At 34.4% G+C, this 20,464-nt stretch carries 17 protein-coding genes; 8 read left to right on the forward strand and 9 right to left on the reverse strand.

The genetic code is table 11. The features are described from left to right. Positions 1 to 78: 78 nt before the first annotated feature. From namA to AC4FQ5_RS09035, 7 genes are all read left to right on the forward strand, one after another. On the forward strand, positions 79 to 1,131 hold the full coding sequence (namA, locus tag AC4FQ5_RS09005; RefSeq protein ID WP_491142606.1) for an NADPH dehydrogenase NamA: 1,053 nt from the start codon (positions 79 to 81) through the stop codon (positions 1,129 to 1,131). Positions 1,132 to 1,160: 29 nt separating this feature from the next. Next, positions 1,161 to 1,442 carry a DUF2752 domain-containing protein gene (locus AC4FQ5_RS09010; protein ID WP_491142608.1) on the forward strand — a complete coding sequence of 94 codons (282 nt, stop codon included), beginning with the start codon at positions 1,161 to 1,163 and terminating at the stop codon, positions 1,440 to 1,442. A gap of 33 nt (positions 1,443 to 1,475) precedes the next feature. Beyond that, a complete protein-coding gene (locus tag AC4FQ5_RS09015; RefSeq protein WP_491142610.1) occupies positions 1,476 to 1,805 on the forward strand; it encodes a CCC motif membrane protein in 330 nt (109 codons plus the stop codon). Positions 1,806 to 2,177: 372 nt separating this feature from the next. Beyond that, the gene (gene tssD / locus AC4FQ5_RS09020) at positions 2,178 to 2,582 is read left to right on the forward strand and encodes a type VI secretion system tube protein TssD (RefSeq protein ID WP_491142612.1); all 405 of its coding nucleotides are present in this window, start codon (positions 2,178 to 2,180) and stop codon (positions 2,580 to 2,582) included. A 109-nt stretch (positions 2,583 to 2,691) separates the two neighbouring features. Further along, positions 2,692 to 3,084: a hypothetical protein gene (locus AC4FQ5_RS09025; RefSeq protein WP_491142614.1), complete on the forward strand. Its 393-nt coding sequence runs from the start codon at positions 2,692 to 2,694 to the stop codon at positions 3,082 to 3,084. 98 nt (positions 3,085 to 3,182) lie between these two features. After that, on the forward strand, positions 3,183 to 6,050 hold the full coding sequence (gene polA / locus AC4FQ5_RS09030) for a DNA polymerase I (RefSeq protein WP_491142616.1): 2,868 nt from the start codon (positions 3,183 to 3,185) through the stop codon (positions 6,048 to 6,050). A 14-nt stretch (positions 6,051 to 6,064) separates the two neighbouring features. After that, the gene (locus AC4FQ5_RS09035; RefSeq protein ID WP_491142618.1) at positions 6,065 to 6,730 is read left to right on the forward strand and encodes a hypothetical protein; all 666 of its coding nucleotides are present in this window, start codon (positions 6,065 to 6,067) and stop codon (positions 6,728 to 6,730) included. A gap of 48 nt (positions 6,731 to 6,778) precedes the next feature. Here AC4FQ5_RS09035 and AC4FQ5_RS09040 read toward each other — a convergent pair whose 3' ends face one another. The 3 genes from AC4FQ5_RS09040 to AC4FQ5_RS09050 form a co-directional block, all read right to left on the reverse strand. Beyond that, entirely contained in the window at positions 6,779 to 7,177 is a 399-nt protein-coding gene (locus tag AC4FQ5_RS09040) for an immunity 22 family protein (RefSeq protein WP_491142620.1), read from the reverse strand. A gap of 105 nt (positions 7,178 to 7,282) precedes the next feature. Next, complete coding sequence (locus AC4FQ5_RS09045; RefSeq protein ID WP_491142622.1) at positions 7,283 to 7,846, reverse strand: DUF4256 domain-containing protein; 564 nt, start codon at positions 7,844 to 7,846, stop codon at positions 7,283 to 7,285. Positions 7,847 to 7,865: 19 nt separating this feature from the next. Further along, the gene (locus tag AC4FQ5_RS09050) at positions 7,866 to 8,576 is read right to left on the reverse strand and encodes a hypothetical protein (protein ID WP_491142624.1); all 711 of its coding nucleotides are present in this window, start codon (positions 8,574 to 8,576) and stop codon (positions 7,866 to 7,868) included. 286 nt (positions 8,577 to 8,862) lie between these two features. On the opposite strand from AC4FQ5_RS09050, the gene AC4FQ5_RS09055 reads away from it, so the two are divergent. After that, a complete protein-coding gene (locus AC4FQ5_RS09055; protein ID WP_491142625.1) occupies positions 8,863 to 11,742 on the forward strand; it encodes a M16 family metallopeptidase in 2,880 nt (959 codons plus the stop codon). A 221-nt stretch (positions 11,743 to 11,963) separates the two neighbouring features. Here AC4FQ5_RS09055 and AC4FQ5_RS09060 read toward each other — a convergent pair whose 3' ends face one another. The 6 genes from AC4FQ5_RS09060 to AC4FQ5_RS09085 form a co-directional block, all read right to left on the reverse strand. Continuing rightward, positions 11,964 to 13,043, reverse strand: coding sequence for a GNAT family N-acetyltransferase (locus AC4FQ5_RS09060; protein WP_491142627.1), 1,080 nt, complete (start codon positions 13,041 to 13,043; stop codon positions 11,964 to 11,966). Continuing rightward, positions 13,040 to 13,999 (reverse strand): polysaccharide deacetylase family protein, encoded by a 960-nt coding sequence (locus tag AC4FQ5_RS09065; RefSeq protein WP_491142629.1) that lies wholly within the window; start codon positions 13,997 to 13,999, stop codon positions 13,040 to 13,042. The genes AC4FQ5_RS09060 and AC4FQ5_RS09065 overlap by 4 nt, the downstream gene beginning before the upstream one ends. Before the next feature lie 157 nt (positions 14,000 to 14,156). After that, complete coding sequence (locus AC4FQ5_RS09070) at positions 14,157 to 16,298, reverse strand: S46 family peptidase (protein ID WP_491142631.1); 2,142 nt, start codon at positions 16,296 to 16,298, stop codon at positions 14,157 to 14,159. Positions 16,299 to 16,504: 206 nt separating this feature from the next. Then, positions 16,505 to 17,086 carry a Crp/Fnr family transcriptional regulator gene (locus AC4FQ5_RS09075; RefSeq protein ID WP_491142633.1) on the reverse strand — a complete coding sequence of 194 codons (582 nt, stop codon included), beginning with the start codon at positions 17,084 to 17,086 and terminating at the stop codon, positions 16,505 to 16,507. Between the two features lie 115 nt (positions 17,087 to 17,201). After that, positions 17,202 to 17,846 carry an MgtC/SapB family protein gene (locus AC4FQ5_RS09080; protein WP_491142634.1) on the reverse strand — a complete coding sequence of 215 codons (645 nt, stop codon included), beginning with the start codon at positions 17,844 to 17,846 and terminating at the stop codon, positions 17,202 to 17,204. Positions 17,847 to 17,926: 80 nt separating this feature from the next. After that, positions 17,927 to 20,392, reverse strand: coding sequence for a DUF7619 domain-containing protein (locus AC4FQ5_RS09085; protein WP_491142636.1), 2,466 nt, complete (start codon positions 20,390 to 20,392; stop codon positions 17,927 to 17,929). Between the last annotated feature and the right edge of the window lie 72 nt (positions 20,393 to 20,464).

A 20,464-nucleotide genomic window follows, 5' to 3' on the forward strand; every position in this document is an offset into this window, starting at 1 on the left:
AAAGTTTTTTAATGAAGCTGGCAATATCTTTGTTACGATACTAAATTTGTAATTTTAAACTTTAAAAATTTAAATTCAATGTTGTATACCCCGATAAAATTTAGAAATGTAGAACTAAAAAACCGTTGGGTGATGTCACCAATGTGTATGTATTCTTGTGAAAACGGTTTGGCAAATGATTTCCACTATGTGCATTACGGAAGTCGCGCTCAGGGCGGAACAGGTTTAATAATGGTAGAAGCGACAGGAGTAGAACCCCGCGGAAGAATCACCAACCATTGTATGGGAATCTGGAATGACGAACAAGCCGGGAAACTTCAGAAAATTGTAGAGTTCGTACATAAAAATTCAGATTCTAAAATAGGAATTCAGATTGCTCATGCGGGAAGAAAAGGCTCGACCTGGGAAAACAAACAAATTTCTTTGGAAGAAGGTTGGGAAACAATTGCTCCAAGTCCGGTTCCTTATCATCCAAGTGAAAGAATTCCCCATGTGTTATCGGTAGAAGAAATTAAAGATCTGGTGCAAAATTTCAAAGACGCAGCTAAAAGAGCGGTGGATGCAGGTTTTGATGTCATTGAAATTCACGGCGCGCACGGATATTTGGTTCATCAGTTTCTATCGCCGTTGTCAAACATTAGAACCGATGACTATGGAGGAAGTTTTGAAAACCGATTCCGATTTTTATTGGAAATTGTGGATGCCGTTAATGAAGAATTAAATGAAAATGTTGCGTTATTTGTAAGGATTTCCGGAACAGAATATGCCGAAAACGGCTGGAATATCGAAGACAGTGTAAAATTGGCTAAAGAATTGAAAAATCATTCTGTAGATTTGGTTGATGTGTCAAGTGGCGGTAATATTCACGGGGCAAAAATTTCTGTTTTTGATGGCTATCAGGTTCCGTTTTCTTCGCAGGTGAGAAATGAAGCAGATGTAAAAACCGGAGCAGTAGGTTTGATTACTAAAGTTGAGCAAGCTGAAGAAATTCTTCAGAAAGGCGATGCCGATTTGATTTTTGTAGCAAGAGAAATCTTAAGAAATCCGTACATTGCCGTTCAGGGATCATTTGAAATGAAAGAAGACAGTTTTTTTCCGCATCAGTACCTTAGAGCCAAAATTTCTTCTTAATTTTAGCATCATCAAAATCAAAATAGTATATGAAGATTGAAGACTTTATGCTGCCTTGTCCGAGTAAAAAATTCCTGGGAATAGAATGTTTCGGATGTGGTACTCAGAGAGCAATTGTGCTGGTTTTTGAAGGGAGGTTTTCAGAAGCGTTTCATATGTTTCCGGCGGTCTATACTTTACTCTTGTTTTTTGGTTTTGTAGTCTTGAATTTTATAGACAGAAAAAGAAATTATGGGCAGGTATTGATATTTTTAGCAATTATTAACTCACTAATCATGGTATTTTCCTATTTTTATAAACATTTTTTTTAAATCAAAATATTAAACATTAAAAAATCAGAAATTATGAATCAGCAAAAATTACCCAATGCCACGGCGGTACTTGTTTTAGGAATTGTATCAATCGTTTCGTGTTGTTGCTATGGTATTCCCGGACTTATCACCGGAATAATCGGTCTTGTACTGTACAAAAAAGATAACGCTTTGTACCAGCAAAATCCAACATTATATTCAGATTACAACAATTTGAATACTGGTAGAATTTTAAGTATAATTGGTATTGTCTTGAGCGTACTTTATATAATTTATTTGATTTTTGCTATTGCGTTTATCGGATTTGATGCACTTTCAGATCCTGAACTGATGCAGGAGAGATTGAAAGATTTACAAAATTAAGAGCATTAATAATAAATTTAAACCGCAGCAATGCGGTTTTTTTATTTTCTGATGCGAAACTTATTACAATCCAAATTCGAAAATTTAATATTTGAATTGCCTGAATGATCATTCGCAGTTCATCTTTAAATTGTCATGAAATTTTCAAATTAATGTGAATTTATGCGTGCAAAATCTTCTGAAAGTGCTGTTGTTGAAAGGTTTACAGGGTATTCGAATCTAAAGTCGTAGAATTACTACACTCAATCGTAGTTTTACTACAAAATGTGAATTAAAGGTGTGAAAACTTTCGTCACCAGATCTTTGGCTCTATCTTCGCTATAGATAAAACACCAAATCACAAAATATTAACTGTTTAAAATTTACAAAATCATGGCAGACAATTCAAGAGGAATCTTAAAATTCAACGGTAGCGAAGGACAAAAATTACTAAAGCTGAATTACAGCGTATCAAGATCTACAGACGTTTCAGGGCGTGTAGCTTCAGATCCTTCCAACGCAATTATAAAGCTTACCATCGAGGCTACAGAGAAATCTGAAATCTTGGAAAGTTTGTTAAATGGTAAATACAAACCAACTTCTGGTGAAATTACTTTCAACAAATCTCACGAAGAAGGCACATTGATCACCTTAAACTGGGAAAACGGTTACGTGATCCAGCATGAAGTTGACTTTGATGCAGTAGATCAGAATTCTATGCTGATCAGCTTTATTGTAAGCGCAGAAACGATCAGTTATGGTAATTCTGAATACAAAGGAATCTGGCCGGGAGTTTAAAAGACATCACTTAGTTACATTAAAATTTTATAATAGCTTACTCGTAAAAGAAGTAGGCTATTTTTTGATTTCTGAATTAATTCTAAACATCACTAAAAAATATTTAAATATGAAAAAACTGATTTTTACATTGATCATTGCTACAGTTTCATTTGTCACAACCCTAAATGCTCAAAGCAATACGCTCGCAAAAACAACATGGCAGGTCGAAAAAATAAATGATGACGGAAGCGCGGTTTTCAAAAAGGCAAAATCCATCAAATTTCCTTCGGAACAGCCAAAAATTAATTTTCTGCAATTTGAAGAAGACAGAAATTACCGCACCGGAAATACCTGTTTTCATATGATGGGAAAATATAGTGAATACAATAATAATCAGGTTGAAATTTCGGAAGGTGTGGCAGATATGGCCGAAAATTGTGAAGAACCAAAAACACTTAAGGGGCTTTACAATTTTAAAATTACTAAAGACCGACTGGAGCTGATTCCTGTAAAAGAATAAATTTTTTGAAAGATGATTATCTTTAAATTTTAAATCTCAACCCGAAATTCTCAGAAAAAAACATTCCTATTTTCTTATATTTGTTCATTATTCAAAATATGGACGCAACACAAGACAAAAGGCTTTTTCTTATCGATGCTTATGCGATGATTTTCAGAGGATATTATGCATTGATCAGAAGCCCGAGGATTACAAGTACAGGAATTGATACTTCAGCAATATTCGGTTTTACAAACTCACTGATCGAATTGATCAGACGCGAAAGACCTACGCATTTGGCAGTGGTTTTTGATGTCGGACAGGCGAGTATCAGAACCAATGATTTTGCAGAATACAAAGCCAACCGAAGTGAAACTCCGGAAGCCATCAAAGTTGCCATCCCGTATCTTCACAGAATTTTGGATGCAATGCATATTCCGCATTTGGGTGTGGAAGGCTATGAAGCTGATGATTTGATCGGAACTCTTGCCTGTAAAGCCGAAAAAGAAGGGTACACCACTTTTATGGTGACTCCCGATAAAGATTTTGCCCAATTGGTTACTGATAAAATTAAAATATATAAACCGGGATTAAAAGGGGGAGACATCGAGATTCTGGGCGTTGAAGAAGTAAAAGCAAAATACGGAATTGAAGATCCGAAACAGGTGATCGATTTTCTTGCCATGATGGGTGATGCCGTTGATAATATTCCAGGATTGGATGGTGTTGGTGAAAAAACAGCCATGAAATTCTTACAGGAATTCGGAAGTATAGAAAATCTGCTCGCCAATACCGACAAATTAAAAGGTAAGATCAAAGAAAAAATAGAAGCTTCTGCCGAGCGTGGAATTTTATCTAAAAAGTTAGCAACCATTATTTGCGATGCTCCCGTAGAATTCCATCAGGAACAATACGATCTTGAAACTCCTGATTTTGAAAAAGTAAAAGAAGTTTTTGACGAAATTGAATTCAGAAGACTGTATGAAAACCTGTATCGTGCTTTTGCTCCGGCTGAAACAGTTACTGTAAAAACTAAAGTTATTGAAACGGATGGCGTGGTAATAAGCGAAACCGAAGTTTCAGCTTCTGAAACTCCGCAGCAGAAAGTTGCCAGAAATGTTGGTCAGCTTGACCTTTTCGCCAGCTTTGAAGAGCTTGATCAGGCAACTTCAACAAAAGATACGATCATTGAAAATGATCATTTATATCAGTTTGTTGACAATCCTAAAGCGCAGAAAATATTAGTTCAGAATCTTTTAAAGCAGAAAGCTGTATGTTTTGATACCGAAACAACTTCTCTGAACGAATTGGAAGCCGAACTGGTCGGAATGAGCTTTTCCTACAAAAAAGGTTTGGCATATTATATTCCGCTTTCTGAAGACCAGGGCGAAGTTTTGCAAACTCTGGAAATTTTCAGACCGTTTTTTGAGAAAGAAGATTTGCTGAAAATTGCTCACAATTTAAAATATGATTATAAAGTTCTGAAACAGTACGATGTTACGGTAAAAGGTGCACTGTTTGACACCATGATTGCCCACTATCTTTTAAATCCGGACGGACGACACGGAATGGATTATCTTTCAGAAGTTTATTTAAACTATAAACCCGTTTCCATTGAAACCATTATTGGTAAAAAAGGAAAAAATCAGGGGAATTTCAGAGATGCAGATCTAAGAACGCAAACCGATTATGCTGCAGAAGATGCAGATGTAACGTTCCAATTATACGAATTATTTGCACCACAATTAAAAAAAGAGAACCTTGAAGATCTTTTCTACAATATAGAAATGCCTTTGATGGAAGTGTTGGCAAAAATGGAACTCGAAGGAATTTCATTAGACGAAAAATGGCTGGCTCAGGAAAGCATCGATCTTGAAAATGATTTAAGACAGTTAGAAGCTAAAATATTTGAAATTTCGGGCGAAGAATTTAATATGAATTCGCCAAGACAGTTGGGCGATGTTTTGTTTGATAAAATGCAGCTCGATCCGAAAGCCAAAAAAACAAAAACAGGACAATATGCGACTTCCGAAGATGTTCTTCAGAAATTAGCTTCAAAACACGAGATCATTCAGCATATTTTAGAATACAGAACGTATCAGAAACTGAAATCAACTTATGTCGATGCCTTGCCGTCACAGATTGATAAAGATGATAATCGTGTACACACCAATTTCTCGCAAACTACGGCTGCAACAGGTCGTTTGGCAAGTGTAAATCCGAATTTACAGAATATTCCGATCCGTACTTTGAGAGGTCAGCAAATCCGTGGAGCATTTGTTTCCGCTGAAGGAAAGAAGATTATCTCTGCCGATTATTCTCAGATCGAACTGCGTCTTATTGCCGAGATTTCCGGTGAAGACAATATGATCAAAGCCTTTCAGGATGGTGAAGATATTCATGCTTCTACAGCTGCGAAATTATTTAATATTCCGTTGGAAGAGGTTTCAAAAACGCAGCGTGGACAGGCAAAAACCGTTAATTTTGGAATTCTATACGGTCAGGGAGCTTTTGCTTTAGCCGAACAAACCGGTTTATCAAGATCTGAAGCGAAACAAATGATTGAAGCCTACTATGAAACTTATCCGAAGTTGAAAGCATATATGGCGGAGCAAGTGAAAAGAGCTCGTGATATCGGTTATGTAGAAACTATTTTAGGGAGAAAACGCCATTTAAAAGATATCAATTCCGGAAATTTTGTGGTTCGAGCTCATGCTGAAAGAAATGCTGTTAATGCTCCCATCCAGGGAAGTGCGGCTGATGTTGTGAAAATGGCAATGATTAAAATTCAGAAAGAATTAGAGAAAGAAAAATTGAAAACAAAAATGTTGCTTCAGGTGCATGACGAATTGGTTTTCGAATCTCCTATTGATGAGGTAGAAGTTGCTAAAAATATCATTAAAACAGAAATGGAAAATGCTATAGAAACTCAGGTTCCACTATTGGTTGAGGTTGGAGTAGGGAAGAATTGGCTGGAAGCACATTAAAATTTATCATTTCTATGAACAAAGTTTTTGTATTTTTCAGTCTGTTTTTAACGATTGCGATTTTCTCTCAATCGTTCGAAGAAAAAATTTCAAATCAAATCTGCAATTGTATTGGTTCATTAGAAAATGTGGATGATGCAGAAGAAAAAATCGACAGATGCTTTACCAGAGTTTTTGAAGATCACAGTACCGAAATTTTTAAAAAGCTGAGAAGCGAATCAGGAGAAAAATCAGGAGATTTTGAAGATTATACTTCTTCAATAGAAGGTCTCGTTCTTGAAAATTGTGTGAATTTTTTAAGATACAGAGAAAGAGATTTTGTAAAACCTGAGAAAAAAAGTATGTCAAGTTGCGATGATGTAAAAATTGGAACCTACTATTATAAAGTTCTTCAAGACAGACAAAATAATTATTTAACATTTACTACAGATAAAGTAATCGAAACCAGAAATAATAATGTCTATGCAATCAATAAAATAGACTGGCTTGATAAGTGTACCTACAGACTGACAACAATCAATACAAACAGCAAACATGATGAGCTGAACGTAAAAAACAAACCTTTGATATTCAAAATCATTGAAAATAATAAAGATAATTTTGTAGTACAAACAAAATACTATGAAAAAGGAGGTTTCAGTAATGTTATTATTTACAAACTACCTTATTTGAATCAGTAAAATCCATATAACAAAACCTATAGATACTATCATTTGATAGTATCTTTTTTAATACTCAAACTCAATTCCACCCATATAAACCAACGAAAATTCATCCGATTCCACAGAAACAGGTTTAGGAATCTGTCCCTGACTTACGAATATTATAGAATTTATTTCGAATTTCAATTCTGAAAGGTTGATTTTATGAACCAGTTCCGGAAGCCATTGATCGGCAAATGAATATTCTGAAAAGTTTTCATAAATATTCTGACTAAGATTTTCAAAACCATATTCTGCCAAATCGCCGTCAAACCAAACCGTATCCTGAGATTCTGCAAATTTTGAGATGTAATTGTCGTCATCTTCTTCATTCAGATAATAGTTCTCATCTTCCTCTACAAATTGTAAGAACTGTTCTTCCGAATTAAAATTCCCTACCCAAAAATCTAAAAACTGTGTATTCATGCCAAATTTTTTGAAGCGTCAAAGGTAAGATTAATAGTTTTTATATTAAAGTTTTCTATGATTTTACAATATAACAAATCAAACTGACGAGATGTTTCTATTCAGTTAAACCTTCAAAACTCCACGAAAAGCTCTCGCTGCGTAATAAGAATTGGCTCCATTATGATAAACGAAAACTGTATCGTAACGTCTGTCGCAGAAAAGTGCGCCACCCAGAGCTCGGATTTCTTTTGGAGTTTTGATCCAGCTTGATGTTTTCAGATCAAATTTTCCTAAGGTCTGCAAAAACCTGTATTGTGTTTCATCAAGAATTTCTACACCCATTTCTGAAGCTACCGTAAGTACATCATTTTGTGGTTTATTTTCTTTTCTGGAATCTAAAGCTTCACGGTCATAGCAGAAACTTCTTCTGTTTTTCGGGCTTTCTTCTGCACAGTCAAAAAATACATACTCATCAGTTTGTTTATCATAATCAACAACATCGGGTTCACCGCCGGAAATTTCCATTTCGTTGAGTGACCAAAGTTTTGAAGGGTTTGCTTTTAATTTTTCTTCTATTTTAGCCCATTCTAAGTCTTGGTGACGGTTTTTATTTTTTTTAAAGCGCTGCTGAAGAACATCAAGTAATTCTATGGTTTCTCTTTCTGATAAATGTTTTTTTGATGCCATTGATGAGTGTTTTTAAATTTTAAGGGAAATAGATGAGTCTGTCTTTGGCAAGATCATATTCAAAAATCTTGTCGGTTTCAGGGTCGATGTAGAGCCATTGAAAAGTATTAATTTTGCGTTCAGATTCGGTGTAAAATCCTAAAACATAATACTCTTTATCATCCTTGTTTTGCTTCTCTATGGAATATCCAAGATCTTCCTTGTTTTTAATAGACAATTTAATTAAGTCTTTCTTAGAATTGGCTACATAATATTCTGCAATTTGATGAAGATGATCGAGATAACTGTCTGACAATTGATCTTCTTTCGAGAAATGATATTTTATTTCTTTGCCGTATTCTTTTCTGAATTTTGAGACGTTTCCGTCTTTGATTTTTTTTGCAGAGACAATCCATTCTGCATTTTGCGGCGTTTCTCCGTCTCCTGCGATATAAATAGAATCATTTTTCCATTCAATCGCAATAATATCGCCTCTCAGAAAACCTCTGTCATTGTTTTTATCGTTGATAAATGTGATTTCTTCTTTTTCTTTTTTTCCGTTCAGTTGAGAGTAATCAAAATTATCATTGTACGAAACAAATTCAATCGTATCATTTTTAATCGAATCTTTTTTAGCGACAATTTGCTTAACGATTTCTGTTTCCGGCTCATCTGTGGATTGATTTTTAGGTTCAGTCGGTGTGCAGGACGAGCAAATGCTTAAAAATAAAAGCACAATAATCACTCTCATATTTTTTATTTGAAATTTAAAAATACTAAAATTTAATGACATCAAAGAGATTTATCCAGTCTTCTATATCACCTGAATTTCCGCAAGATTTAGGAAGTTTTAATGATTTGAACGAGTTGTATTTTCATATTTGAATATGAACTGATCCAACTTAAATGTAAGAAATATATTTAATTAATATTAAAATAAATTATTATCATAGATTTAATATAAACAAAATTGGCAGGTCTTATTTTTTGAATCCTTACATTTGTAAGGCATTCGGATTTTATTAAAAAGAATGATAATGAATTTATATATGATTGACAGAAGATACAAGGAAACGATTCATACCGATACAAACAACTACCAATACACCACAGTCACCCACGACGAAAATAAAGTCAGAATTTACACCCTGAAAAACGGATTGAAAGTTTTTCTGGCGCAGAATTTTGATGCTCCGAGAATTCAGACATTTATTCCTGTAAGAACGGGAAGCAATAACGATCCTTCTGATAATACAGGTTTGGCGCATTATCTTGAACATATGATGTTCAAAGGAACTTCTAAAATTGGGACTCAAAACTGGGAGAAAGAAAAAGTTTTGATTGAGCAGATCTCAGATTTATACGAGCAGCATAAAGCCGAGCAGGATTCTGAAAAGAAGAAAGAGATTTATAAAAAAATTGATGAAGTTTCTCAGGAAGCCAGTCAGTTTGCGATTGCCAATGAGTATGATAAGATCATCTCGTCTCTTGGTGCGACAGGAACCAATGCTCATACCTGGTTTGATGAAACGGTTTACAAAAATAATATCCCGAGTAACGAACTTGAAAAATGGCTGAAAGTCGAGAAAGAACGATTTTCAGAAATGGTTTTACGACTTTTTCATACAGAGTTAGAATCGGTTTATGAAGAATTCAACCGTGCGCAGGACAACGATTCCCGCTTGGTGAACGATGCTTTGATGGAAGCCCTTTTTCCTATGCATCCGAACGGTCAGCAAACGACTTTAGGCAAGCCGGAACACCTCAAAAATCCTTCAATGAAGGCGATTCATAAATATTTCGACGAATATTATGTTCCAAATAATTATGCGATGGTTTTAGTGGGCGATTTAGATTTTGAAGAAACCATAAAGCTTGTCGATCAGTATTTTGGAGCAATTCCTTATAAAGAATTGCCAAAAAAAGAGGCGATTGTGGAACAGGCAATGACGGAAATTGTTGAAAAAACAGTGTACAGTCCCACTACGCCAAGAGTTCAGTTAGCCTGGAGAACCGATAGTTATGGATCAAAAGAAGCAATGCTTGCAGATATTGTTGCCCATATTTTGAGCAATAGAGGTGAGGCTGGATTGCTTGATCTTCATATTAATCAGACGCAGAGAATGCTTTGGGCACAAGCGTATTCTTTGGGTTTAAAAAATTACGGATTTTTTTCAATAATTGCTGTTCCGAAAGAGAACCAAACATTACCGGAAGCACGAGAAATGGTTTTGGAGCAGATCGAGCTTGTGAAAAAAGGAGATTTTCCGGACTGGATGCTTCCTGCCATTATCAACGATTTCAAGCTTCAAAGAATGAAAGGCCTGGAAACCGCAGGAGGTTTAGCAAATAATCTTTATGACACCTACATCAAAGGCAGAACCTGGGAACAGGAACTGAATGAGATGGATGAATATTCTGCGATAACACGAGATGAAGTGATCGTTTTTGCCAATGATTTCTTTAAAGATAATTATGTAGTCATTAATAAAGAAAAAGGTGTCAATGATAAATTGCTTAGAGTTGACAATCCCGGAATCACGGCGATCAAAATCAACCGTGACGCACAATCTGAATTTTTAAAGGAAATTCTGAATGAAAAAACAGAAGATATTCAGCCGGAATTTATTGATTATCAGAAAGAAATAACAACGGATGTTGTTAAAGATAAAAAGATCAGTTTCGTTAAAAATAAATATAACGAAATTGCACAGGTTCATTTTATTTTTCCATTCGGAAGTGATCATGACCGTGAATTAGGAATTTCTACCCAAATCTTGCAATATCTCGGAACCGACAGGTTTTCACCGGAAGATCTGAAAAAAGAATTCTTTAAAATAGGAATTACCAACGATTTTAAAACAAATTCGGACCAGTTGCTGATCTCACTAAGCGGATTGGAAGAAAATATTGAGCAGGGGATTGAGCTGCTTCAGCATTGGATGAAAAACGTGCAGCCTGATCAGGAAATTTACAATCAGTTTGTAGAAACAATTCTGGAAAACCGTGAAGCTGCAAAGAAAGATAAAAACCGTATCATGAATGCTTTGACGAATTATACGAAGTTCGGGAAAGGATCAAGATTTTTAGATTTTCTTTCGAAAGATGAGCTTCAGAATGCTAAAGTGGAAGAGTTTACCGAAAGAATCAGAAATATATTTAAATTCCAGTATCAGATATTTTTCTACGGAAAAGATTTTGAGAAATTTAAAAGCGAAATTGAAAATTTCATTGAAACTCAAAGCCGCACAATTGCTGATCCGAAAATATATCCCGAACCGGAAACCGCAGGAAATGTCTATTTTACCAACTATGATATGGTACAGATGGAAATGAGTAAGATAGGAAAGGGACACAATGTGAACACGGAAAATTTTGGTAAAATCAATGTGTTTAATGAATATTTCGGACGAGGTCTGTCATCGATTGTCTTTCAGGAAATCCGCGAGAGCAAAAGTTTGGCATATTCAGCGTACGTTTCTTACTCTCCCAGTGCAGAAATAGGACACCCCGATTACATCACCACCTACATCGGAACTCAGCCTGATAAATTGCAGATCGCTGTTGATACGATGACAGAACTGATGGATGAACTTCCTGAAGTGACAACTCAATTTGAAAATGCAAAAAATGCCGCATTAAAGCAGATTGCATCAACAAGAATTACCAGAACGAATATCTTTTTTAATACATTGAGACTGCAAAAACTGGGAATCACCCACGATTTCAGGAAAGATATTTACAGTCAGATTGAAGGTCTGAATTTTGAGGAAATCAGACAATTTTATCAGACAGAAATAAAGCCGATCCAGTTTAATACAGCGATCATCGGGAAAAAAGAAAACCTGAATCTGGAGGCTGTAGAGCAAATGGGACGCTTTAAGGAAGTTGATCTTGAAGAGATTTTTGGGTATTAATTTATTTTAAAATCTGTTTGTTATTTCCTAGGAATCTCTATTCTTATATTATTTATCGATGTTTAGATTCCTACGGAATGACAAAGAGAATGCATTATGAGTTCTTATTTTAAAAGTATGTTTGTCATTCCGAAGGAATCTCAATTCTTTTTGTAATTATCAATTTTTAAATTCCTCAAGACAAACAAACTACAAGAATACTTCTATGGAATTAGTTCTTATTAAGTCATCAGACAATCCCCATCACCATCCTGAAAATCAGGATTGAAATTTTTCGGAAGATGATCTAAAAACTCCTGATGAAACATATATCTTCTCTCGATTTTTCGCTGATGGATATTCGGAAAAGACATATTGGAAGCAATCTTTTTATTCAGCTCAGTTTGATAGCTCGTCATCATTTTCACTTTGTTTTCGACAATAAAATAGCTTAAAAAATCAATAAACTGGGTAAGGTCAGAATTTGTAAATAAGTAAGGGATTTTCAGATGACCATCTCTTAACATCAAAAGCGAACAGGTAATCAGATTGTTGTTATCACAATAAACTTTCACCCAAAAGTATCTGAAGCTTTGAGAATAGCTTGAAAATAAATATTTTTTATCTGTTGTTTCACCCTCTAAAACCCAGGAATTTTTAATTGCCCAAGTGATTTCGTCGGCAGTTCGGTTGGTTTTAAATGCTGCGATAAAATCTGCACTTTCATCATCTGGCTGATCAAGAATTTCAAAAGGAAAACTCGGCTGCTTTACATAGCTGTTTTTGATAGAAATGAAAAAGTTGGCAACAGAATCAGCAATCTTGAAAACCGGTTTGAAAGATTTTGTTTTTTCTTTCTTCGATGGAATAACAGTTTCCAGATCTGTCCTGAAATAATATCTCTTTCCGTGCTTAGGTTTGATGTATTTAAAAACTCCCATTTTGCGGTATAAACTCTCTGCTTCTTTTGTGAATTCGGTTATGGCGATATTGCCGCTATATGCTTCAAAGGCTTTGTTTAGCAAGGTTTGTGCAATTTTCTTTCCCCGAAACTGATCACTGACGAAAAGTGTACTCAGCCAAGCGTAATGATATGCTTTACCATCAATCGTAAATTCATCAGGAAGACAACCGATATATCCCGCCAACTGATCATCATCGAACACTAAAATCAATAAAGCCTGATCATCATTTGCTTTGGGATTTGTGATGTGTGACTTTGCCCGATGCGCAGTAACAGGAAGAAAATCATAGTTTTGGTATTCTCCCGATGATACAAAACTTTTAAGCTGTTTTTTATTTAAAGTTTTTAAATAGATCATTTTCTGATGATTGTATTTTTATTCAGAAGCTTTTTAAATTTGAAGTAAGCAATTTCTTTCCTTAAAGTTTGAGAAGCACTTTCTTCGGTTTCCATGGGGATTCTCTGAAGATTTTTATCAATGCTGTCTGTTTTAATTCCTGCACATCCGAAACTGTATGAAAGCTGATCATTTTGATATAAATTTTCAAAAAAATCTTTTCGCACACCAAAATCGGTAAAAGGAAATGCAAAACTATCATCTGAAAAATTGTTTTCTTTGGTATAATTTAAACTTTTTATCGTGTTTTCGAGTTGATCTTCAAGTGACAATTCGCAGTATAGAGGATGATCCCAACTGTGTGCAGAAATTCCGAAACCCTTTTCTGTGAGCGTTTTAAGCTGAGAAAAATCCAAATATGGTTTTTGGTGTTTCAAATAAGAATCAAAATCAATCTCCAGTTTTTCTGCGATCTGATCTAGCCGGTCTTTATTTTTGTAATTAATTTTTAAAACTTCTTCAATGTTAATTTCAGTTTTTTTAGATTTTGAAGATTTGAATGTATCGGCAATTAAACTTGCTTTGCAACGGAACATCAGATCTTTATTGTCAACAAAGGCAGGATTCACAAAGTTGATTGCATAAATTCCTTTTCTTACCAAAATAGGTGTTACGATGTCATAAAACTCTCTGAAGCCATCGTCAAAAGTGAGTAAAGCTATTTTTTTCTTAGGCTTAAAATTTCCTTTAAAAAAATCTTTAAATTCATCCCAATTCACAAACTGAAAATGCCTTGAAAAGTAATCTAAATCATTCTCAAATTGCTTTACATTTTTATACTTGATAATATGATTGAGGTGAGGAAGGTTTTCATCAGAAACACAATGATAAACTGGCAAACAATAATCTAAAGGAAATGTTTTTTCAATATTTTCCTTTTCAAAAACGGCTAAAAAATCTATCAGTTTCTGTTTCATATATAGATATTTACTGTTTTCTATTGTCATATGGAATCGTCTATCTTGCTACTTACTATGTGTCAATATCAGTCATGGCGATTTCATTAAAATAAAAAGAATCTATCTAAATGGCTCATTGAGATTTAAATAGATTCTTATGATGTTTAAAACGAAATTACTTTACAATTTTCATCTCATCAACAAGCCATTTAGAATCGGCAAATTTATCAACGATGAAAAGTATATATTTGGTGTCAACCATGATATTTCTGCTGAAACGCGGATCGTAATTGATGTCACTCATCGTTCCTTCCCACTGTCTGTCGAAGTTTAATCCTACCAGATTTCCGTATGCATCCAAAGCCGGACTTCCGGAGTTTCCTCCCGTTGTATGGTTGGTTGCGGTAAAGCATACAGGAACGTCACCACTTTTATCTTTGTAGTTTCCGAAATCTTTTTTGTCATAGAGATCAATCAGTTTTTTGGGAACATCAAATTCATAATCTCCCGGAATGTATTTTTCCATTACGCCTGCCAAATGCGTCTGGTAATTGTAAGTTACTGCATCTTTCGGTGTTGAGCCTTTTACTTTTCCGTACGTTACACGAAGGGTAGAATTGGCATCGGGGAAGAATTTTCTGTCTTTGTCGGTCGACATTTGCTGAGCCATATATTTCTTCTGTAAAGCATCAATTTTTACCTGTAAAGAAGTGAATTGCGGATCTGCTGTTTTCATATAAGTATCTTTCATACTCATGAAAAGCTGGTAAACAGGATCTTTTTTTATGGTTTTAATCAATTTATCCTGATTTGAGAAAGCTTTATCAATATCTGTACTTAATGAAGCTCCGTTTACCGCTGATCTTCCGGTAATTACTGAGTTTTTAGAAGCTTCTTCAATCTCTGTGATATTTTGCGCTTCGTTTTTGTATTTCTCAAAACCTGCAGGTAAAAATTGCGGAGCCGTTTTATTTGCATAAAGAGCCAAAAGTTTAGCCGTTACTTTAGCATCCAGTTCTGCGCTGTAATCTTTGTAGAAAGATGTCAGTTTATTTTTGAATGCTACAGTTCCTTTTTCATCCATTCTTCCAGCTTCTACGGAAGTGATATAGTTTGAATAAAGATTCGCAAGAGAGAACGTTTCGGCATTTCTTATAACTTCTGAGTAATAAGCATTATTTAAAGCATAAGGAGCCTGATCCTGATACAATTTATTCAGTTCGTCTAACGTTGTTTTTATCTGAGGGTTTTTTGAAACCAGAGAACCTTCATACATTACTTTTTTCTGTACTGCATTTGATTTTTTAAGACCTTCAACCTCACCGATCCATTTTTTCCAGTAATTGGCAACTGAAGCAAATTTTGAAGCATATTTGATACGTGTAGCATCGTCGGTACGCATTTTTTCGTCTAAAGTTTTCAATGCAACGTCACGTACGGCAATTCTAGCAGGATCAATTTCTGTCATGATTTTTTCAACAGCGATTGCGGGAAGATATTCTGTCGTTCTACCCGGAAAACCGAAAACGAATGTAAAATCATTTTCAGCCTTATCTTTTACAGAAACCGGAAGATAGTGCTTCGGTATGTAAGGAACATTGTCTTTAGAATATTCTGCAGGCTTATTGTTTTTGCCGGCGTAAATTCTGAACATAGAGAAATCTCCCGTATGTCTTGGCCAAACCCAGTTGTCGGTGTCACTTCCGAATTTTCCGATGCTTTGCGGTGGTGCTCCTACCAAACGGATGTCTTTGTATGTTTCGATTACGTAAGCATAAAATTTATTTCCGTAATACATTGATTTCACAGAAATCGACTGGTACGGTTCTGTTTTTTGCGAATTTTTGTAAATTTCAATATTGGCAGCGATCTTTTTTGAAAGTTCAGGCTCCTGAAGATTGTCTGTATTTTCTAAAATCTGACTGGTCACTTCTTTGATGTCAACGATAAAATCAACGGTCACTCCCGGATTTGGAAGTTCGGTTTCCATATTTTTTGCCCAGAAACCGTTTGATAAAAGATCATTCTGAACGGTAGAGTGTGCCTGAATCTGACCATAGCCGCAGTGGTGATTGGTTAAAAGTAAGCCTTTAGGCGAAATAATTTCTGCAGTACATCCACCGTTGAACTGTACTACAGCATCTTTTATACTTGGTTTTTGTGTGTTGAAGATATCTTTGGCAGAGATTTTCATTCCAAGGTCTTTCATTTCCTTTTCATTTAATTCTGTGGGAATCCACATTCCGCCGTATTGCTGAGCTATTCCCAGTGAAAAGCTGAAAAACGCCGAGGCAATTAAAATATTACGTTTTATCATGACAAAAAAAATTTTGTCTAAAATACGGATTTAATTTTCTCTGAAAAAAGAAAACCCTTCCGAATTTTCATTCTGAAAGGGTTTGGGAGTTTATATCTTTTAGGTTATTAATCTAAACTTAATTCTACAAATATTGTTTCACCATTTGTGTCTCTTAAGTGATGGCAAAGCTAAAGAATCTGTTTGTATGAAAAAATGAATCTATGTTAAGAAATTTGTTTTCTGATACGGCTTAATGCCTGCGGAGTAATTCCTAAATAGGAGGCAATATATTTTAACGGAATTTGAAGTACATATTCAGGGTAGGTTTTCAGTAAATTTAAGTATCTTTCTTCAGCAGAATACATTAAAAGTGACATTTCGCGCTGTGCTTTTCTTACATACAGCCCTTCTGCGGAGATTCTGCCGATATAATTCCCTATTTCGGTAGTCTTATATAAATCTTGAAGATCCTGATAATGAATTCTATAAATTACTGTGTTTTTTAATGTTTCAATATTATAGTGACAAGGTCTCCTTGTGATAAAAGAATCATATGCGCTGCAAAACATACTTTTTACGAGAAATGAAAATGTGATTTCCTTCGCTGGCTCTGTAGGATGAGGTTTGTAGACAAAAAAACGAACAATACCTTCAGATATAAAGTATAAGTAGTTCTCAGTTTCACCCTGTTTAAGGATTAATGTTTTTGTGGGGAATTCTACTCGCTCAAACTTGACGGTGTGTAAAAGTGCCAGATCTTCAGGAATTCCTAAAACCGAGACATAAAATTGTATTAAATCATCCATAAATTATGGGAAACAAAATTACATAATCAAAATGATTTTCGATGTAGTATTGATAAATTTTTAAGGATATTATTCATTAAATAGATAACTGCAGAATAAAAATTAATCTCATAATCTAAAATTCATATGCCTTTATTTTGTCATCATGTTGCAGCTGATCAATAAAATGGTCGTGATTTTTGTGTTTTCCGGTCAGCATCCAGGTTGTGATGATACTGTCTTGCGTAAATTTTTGTCGTACAACAAAAAATGTTAAATGATGTTTTTTAAACATACTTTCAAAGTATTTTAAATCTTCCAGATTAGTGAGTACAATTTTATATTCCCGAATCTTGTGATTGTTATCAATGAAATTCTGCAAATAAGTGAGCGAACTTAAAATTAAAAGCACCAAAACCGTTCCCGTTAAAGACAGATAAACATATCCTGAACCTACTGCCATTCCTATTGAGGCGGTCGCCCAAATGGTAGTGGCAGTTGTAATTCCGTCAATTTTATTATCACCTTTAAAAATTACACCGGCTCCCAAAAAACCAATTCCTGTAATGATATTTGCTGCAAGACGATCCGGATCTTTTATACCGATTTTTATGGAAAGAATAGTGAAAAGACAAGACCCAAAACAGACTAATATAAAAGTTCTCAGTCCTGCAGATTTATTCCGGTACTCTCTTTCTGCCCCAATAAAAAGCCCAAGAATTACCGAAATAAAAATCAATACCAGTTCGTTCTGAATCGAATGATCTTTTAGAAAATCCATTTTTTTTGTTTAAATAAAAATACGATAATTTTCTTTGAATAAAAAAAGGATCGCTTTCTTGGCAATCCTTATATTTTAAGTTAGTTTTTAATAAATTTCTGTGTGAAGGTTTTATTGTTGATGAAAAATTTCACAATGTAATTGCCCTTAGAAAGGCTTGAAACGTCAATAGAATTATTCTTGACTCCTGTAGAAAGTACGATTCTTCCTGTTGCATCATAAATTTCAGCTTTTGTAATCTTAGCTTCTGTTTTGACAGATAAGATGGCATTCACAGGATTCGGATAAATGCTGAATAATGTTTTATCATTATCTATTTCTGATGTTGCCAAAATGTTTTGAACTGTTGTTGTATAAGTGTTTGTAACAATAGGAGCATTATAATCAAAATAAATATTTGCGGTATTGTTGAAACTGTCACCAATTGCAAGAGTAGATTTTGTTTTAATTTTAAATGAAACATAACCATCATTATTGGCATTATTAAAAGGAAGCTGTATATTTTCAAATATAAACTCTACAGTGTTTGAGCCTGTAATAGTCGTTTGAAAATTGTGACTTCCGCTCAATGCCTGTAATGTTGAAAGATCAAATTTTGAAGTATCGATGATATCTTTTACGACAATATTATGAGCGATTCCGTTTCCTGTATTCTCAAATCTGATCATGTAGTGGACGTAATCACCTACTTTTGCCTGAGTAATTGTAGTTCCTTCCAGACAAGTTTTATCATTCGGATCGAAAGAATTGACTACGGTCTGATTAAGTGTAAAAGTATTGTCTGCCGGAGTTTCGTCAATTAAACCATTGATTTGAACACTGTAATTTAAAACATGACCTCCATTTAAAGGTGGAGTTTGTGTGGGTGTGTTTAGTTGAAAAGTTAAGTTGATCTCTTTAGTTTCAAAAGGTAACAAATTGGTGAAATTCCAACTCAGAACGCCTGTCGATTGTGCACTTGGAGTAAGTGATGATGTTAAAAGATTCATTAGATTATCATCATAATTATAAACCAAAGTTCCGGACTGTACATTTGTACCTTTATTTTTGTAAATAATTTTATACTTAGCTTCAAAACCAGGAATAGCTAAGGTGATTGGGAGTATTACAACTTCAAGATCATTGTGTGTTCCATTTGCTGTTAAACAGAAATTTTGAGTTAATGGACTTGCCTGTGTTGGAAAAGTTGCTGTAATATTTGTTGGTGAAATATTGAAATAGGTTGGATTTTCAAGAACCGGTGTGATCAAATGTGAACCTGATTGTAGGGGAATTGAATAATTCCCTGAATTGTTTGCTAATATGCTTCCTGAAGTACTTCCGCTTGTAATGTTGAATTTTTGATAAGATTTATTCAAATCGTTGATGTCACAACCATTACTATTGCTGTCAAATTTTGTGTTTCCTTGTACTTTATAGAAAGTTCCACCAGGTGTAAAACTGCAATATGAAGTGATTTGATAATTTGAATAAAGAGTGGCACTGCTGTTAACCAAATTTTGAAATGTTGTCAGCTCACCATTGTCACAGCAAACCACCAGATTCGGATTGTTGTAAATGAAACTCATGTTGGTCTGCTGTATTTTCCCGTTTTTAATATTTAGAAAAGTCATTCCGTTTCCATTTGACTTTAAATCTTCGAACAATGGATTTTGAGAAAGGTCTAATGTGTTTATGTTATTATTAATGCAGTCTAATTTGTATAATTGCGGATAATTTGAAAGATTTAAACTCGTTAACAGATTATTATCACATATAATTGTTGCCATCTGCGGACATCCGGTCGCAGTTAAATTTGTTATATCATTGAGACCACAATCTAAAAACCGAAGGTTAGACTGGTTTTGAATATTGATATTTGATAAATTATTGTTTCTGATCTGTATAATCTGCATGTTAGAATTTGTAAAAACAATATTGGAAAGCAGCGGATTGTTTTGTACAGAAAAATTAAAAACATTCGGGAGGTTAGAAGCATCTAATGTTGTTAGCTGAGTATTTACAATACTTAACTCTTCAATCATTGGACAATTCATAATATTTAGAGATGCAAGTGGTGTATTCTGAATGTAGAGATTTTTTAGAAGAGGTTTGTTTTGTAAATTTAATGTTGTTATAGCGGCGACATTGATATAGACTCTATGTAACTGATTACAATTTGTTAGATTGACAGAGCTTAATTGGCTGTTTCCATCAACGCTTAATTCCCCCAAATTCAGATTTGAACTTAAATTTATATTTGTTACATTATTACCGGCAATATCAAGTTTTCCCAGATTTGAAAAAGAAGCTATACCTGTAATATCTGATATTCCTCCTCCATACAGCCTTAAAATACCAACTTGTAGTGCTTCAGATACTTCTATCTCACCATTATTATTAGTATCAATTTTGATATTAAAATTACCTGAACTTGTACTGGCAATACTATTTGTAATATCTGCAGCAAGAAGTTTAGCTTTAAAATTCGCATCAGGGATATTGATGATTTGCGCTTGAAATGCAGAAAAAATAAATATAAAAACGATTAAGTAGATTTTTTTCATGGATATAGCTTATATGGCTCAAATATAATATAAATATCCGTTCAAAAAAGAGTGATTTAAAAATAAATAATA

It is taken from the genome of Chryseobacterium sp. DT-167, from assembly GCF_058310155.1.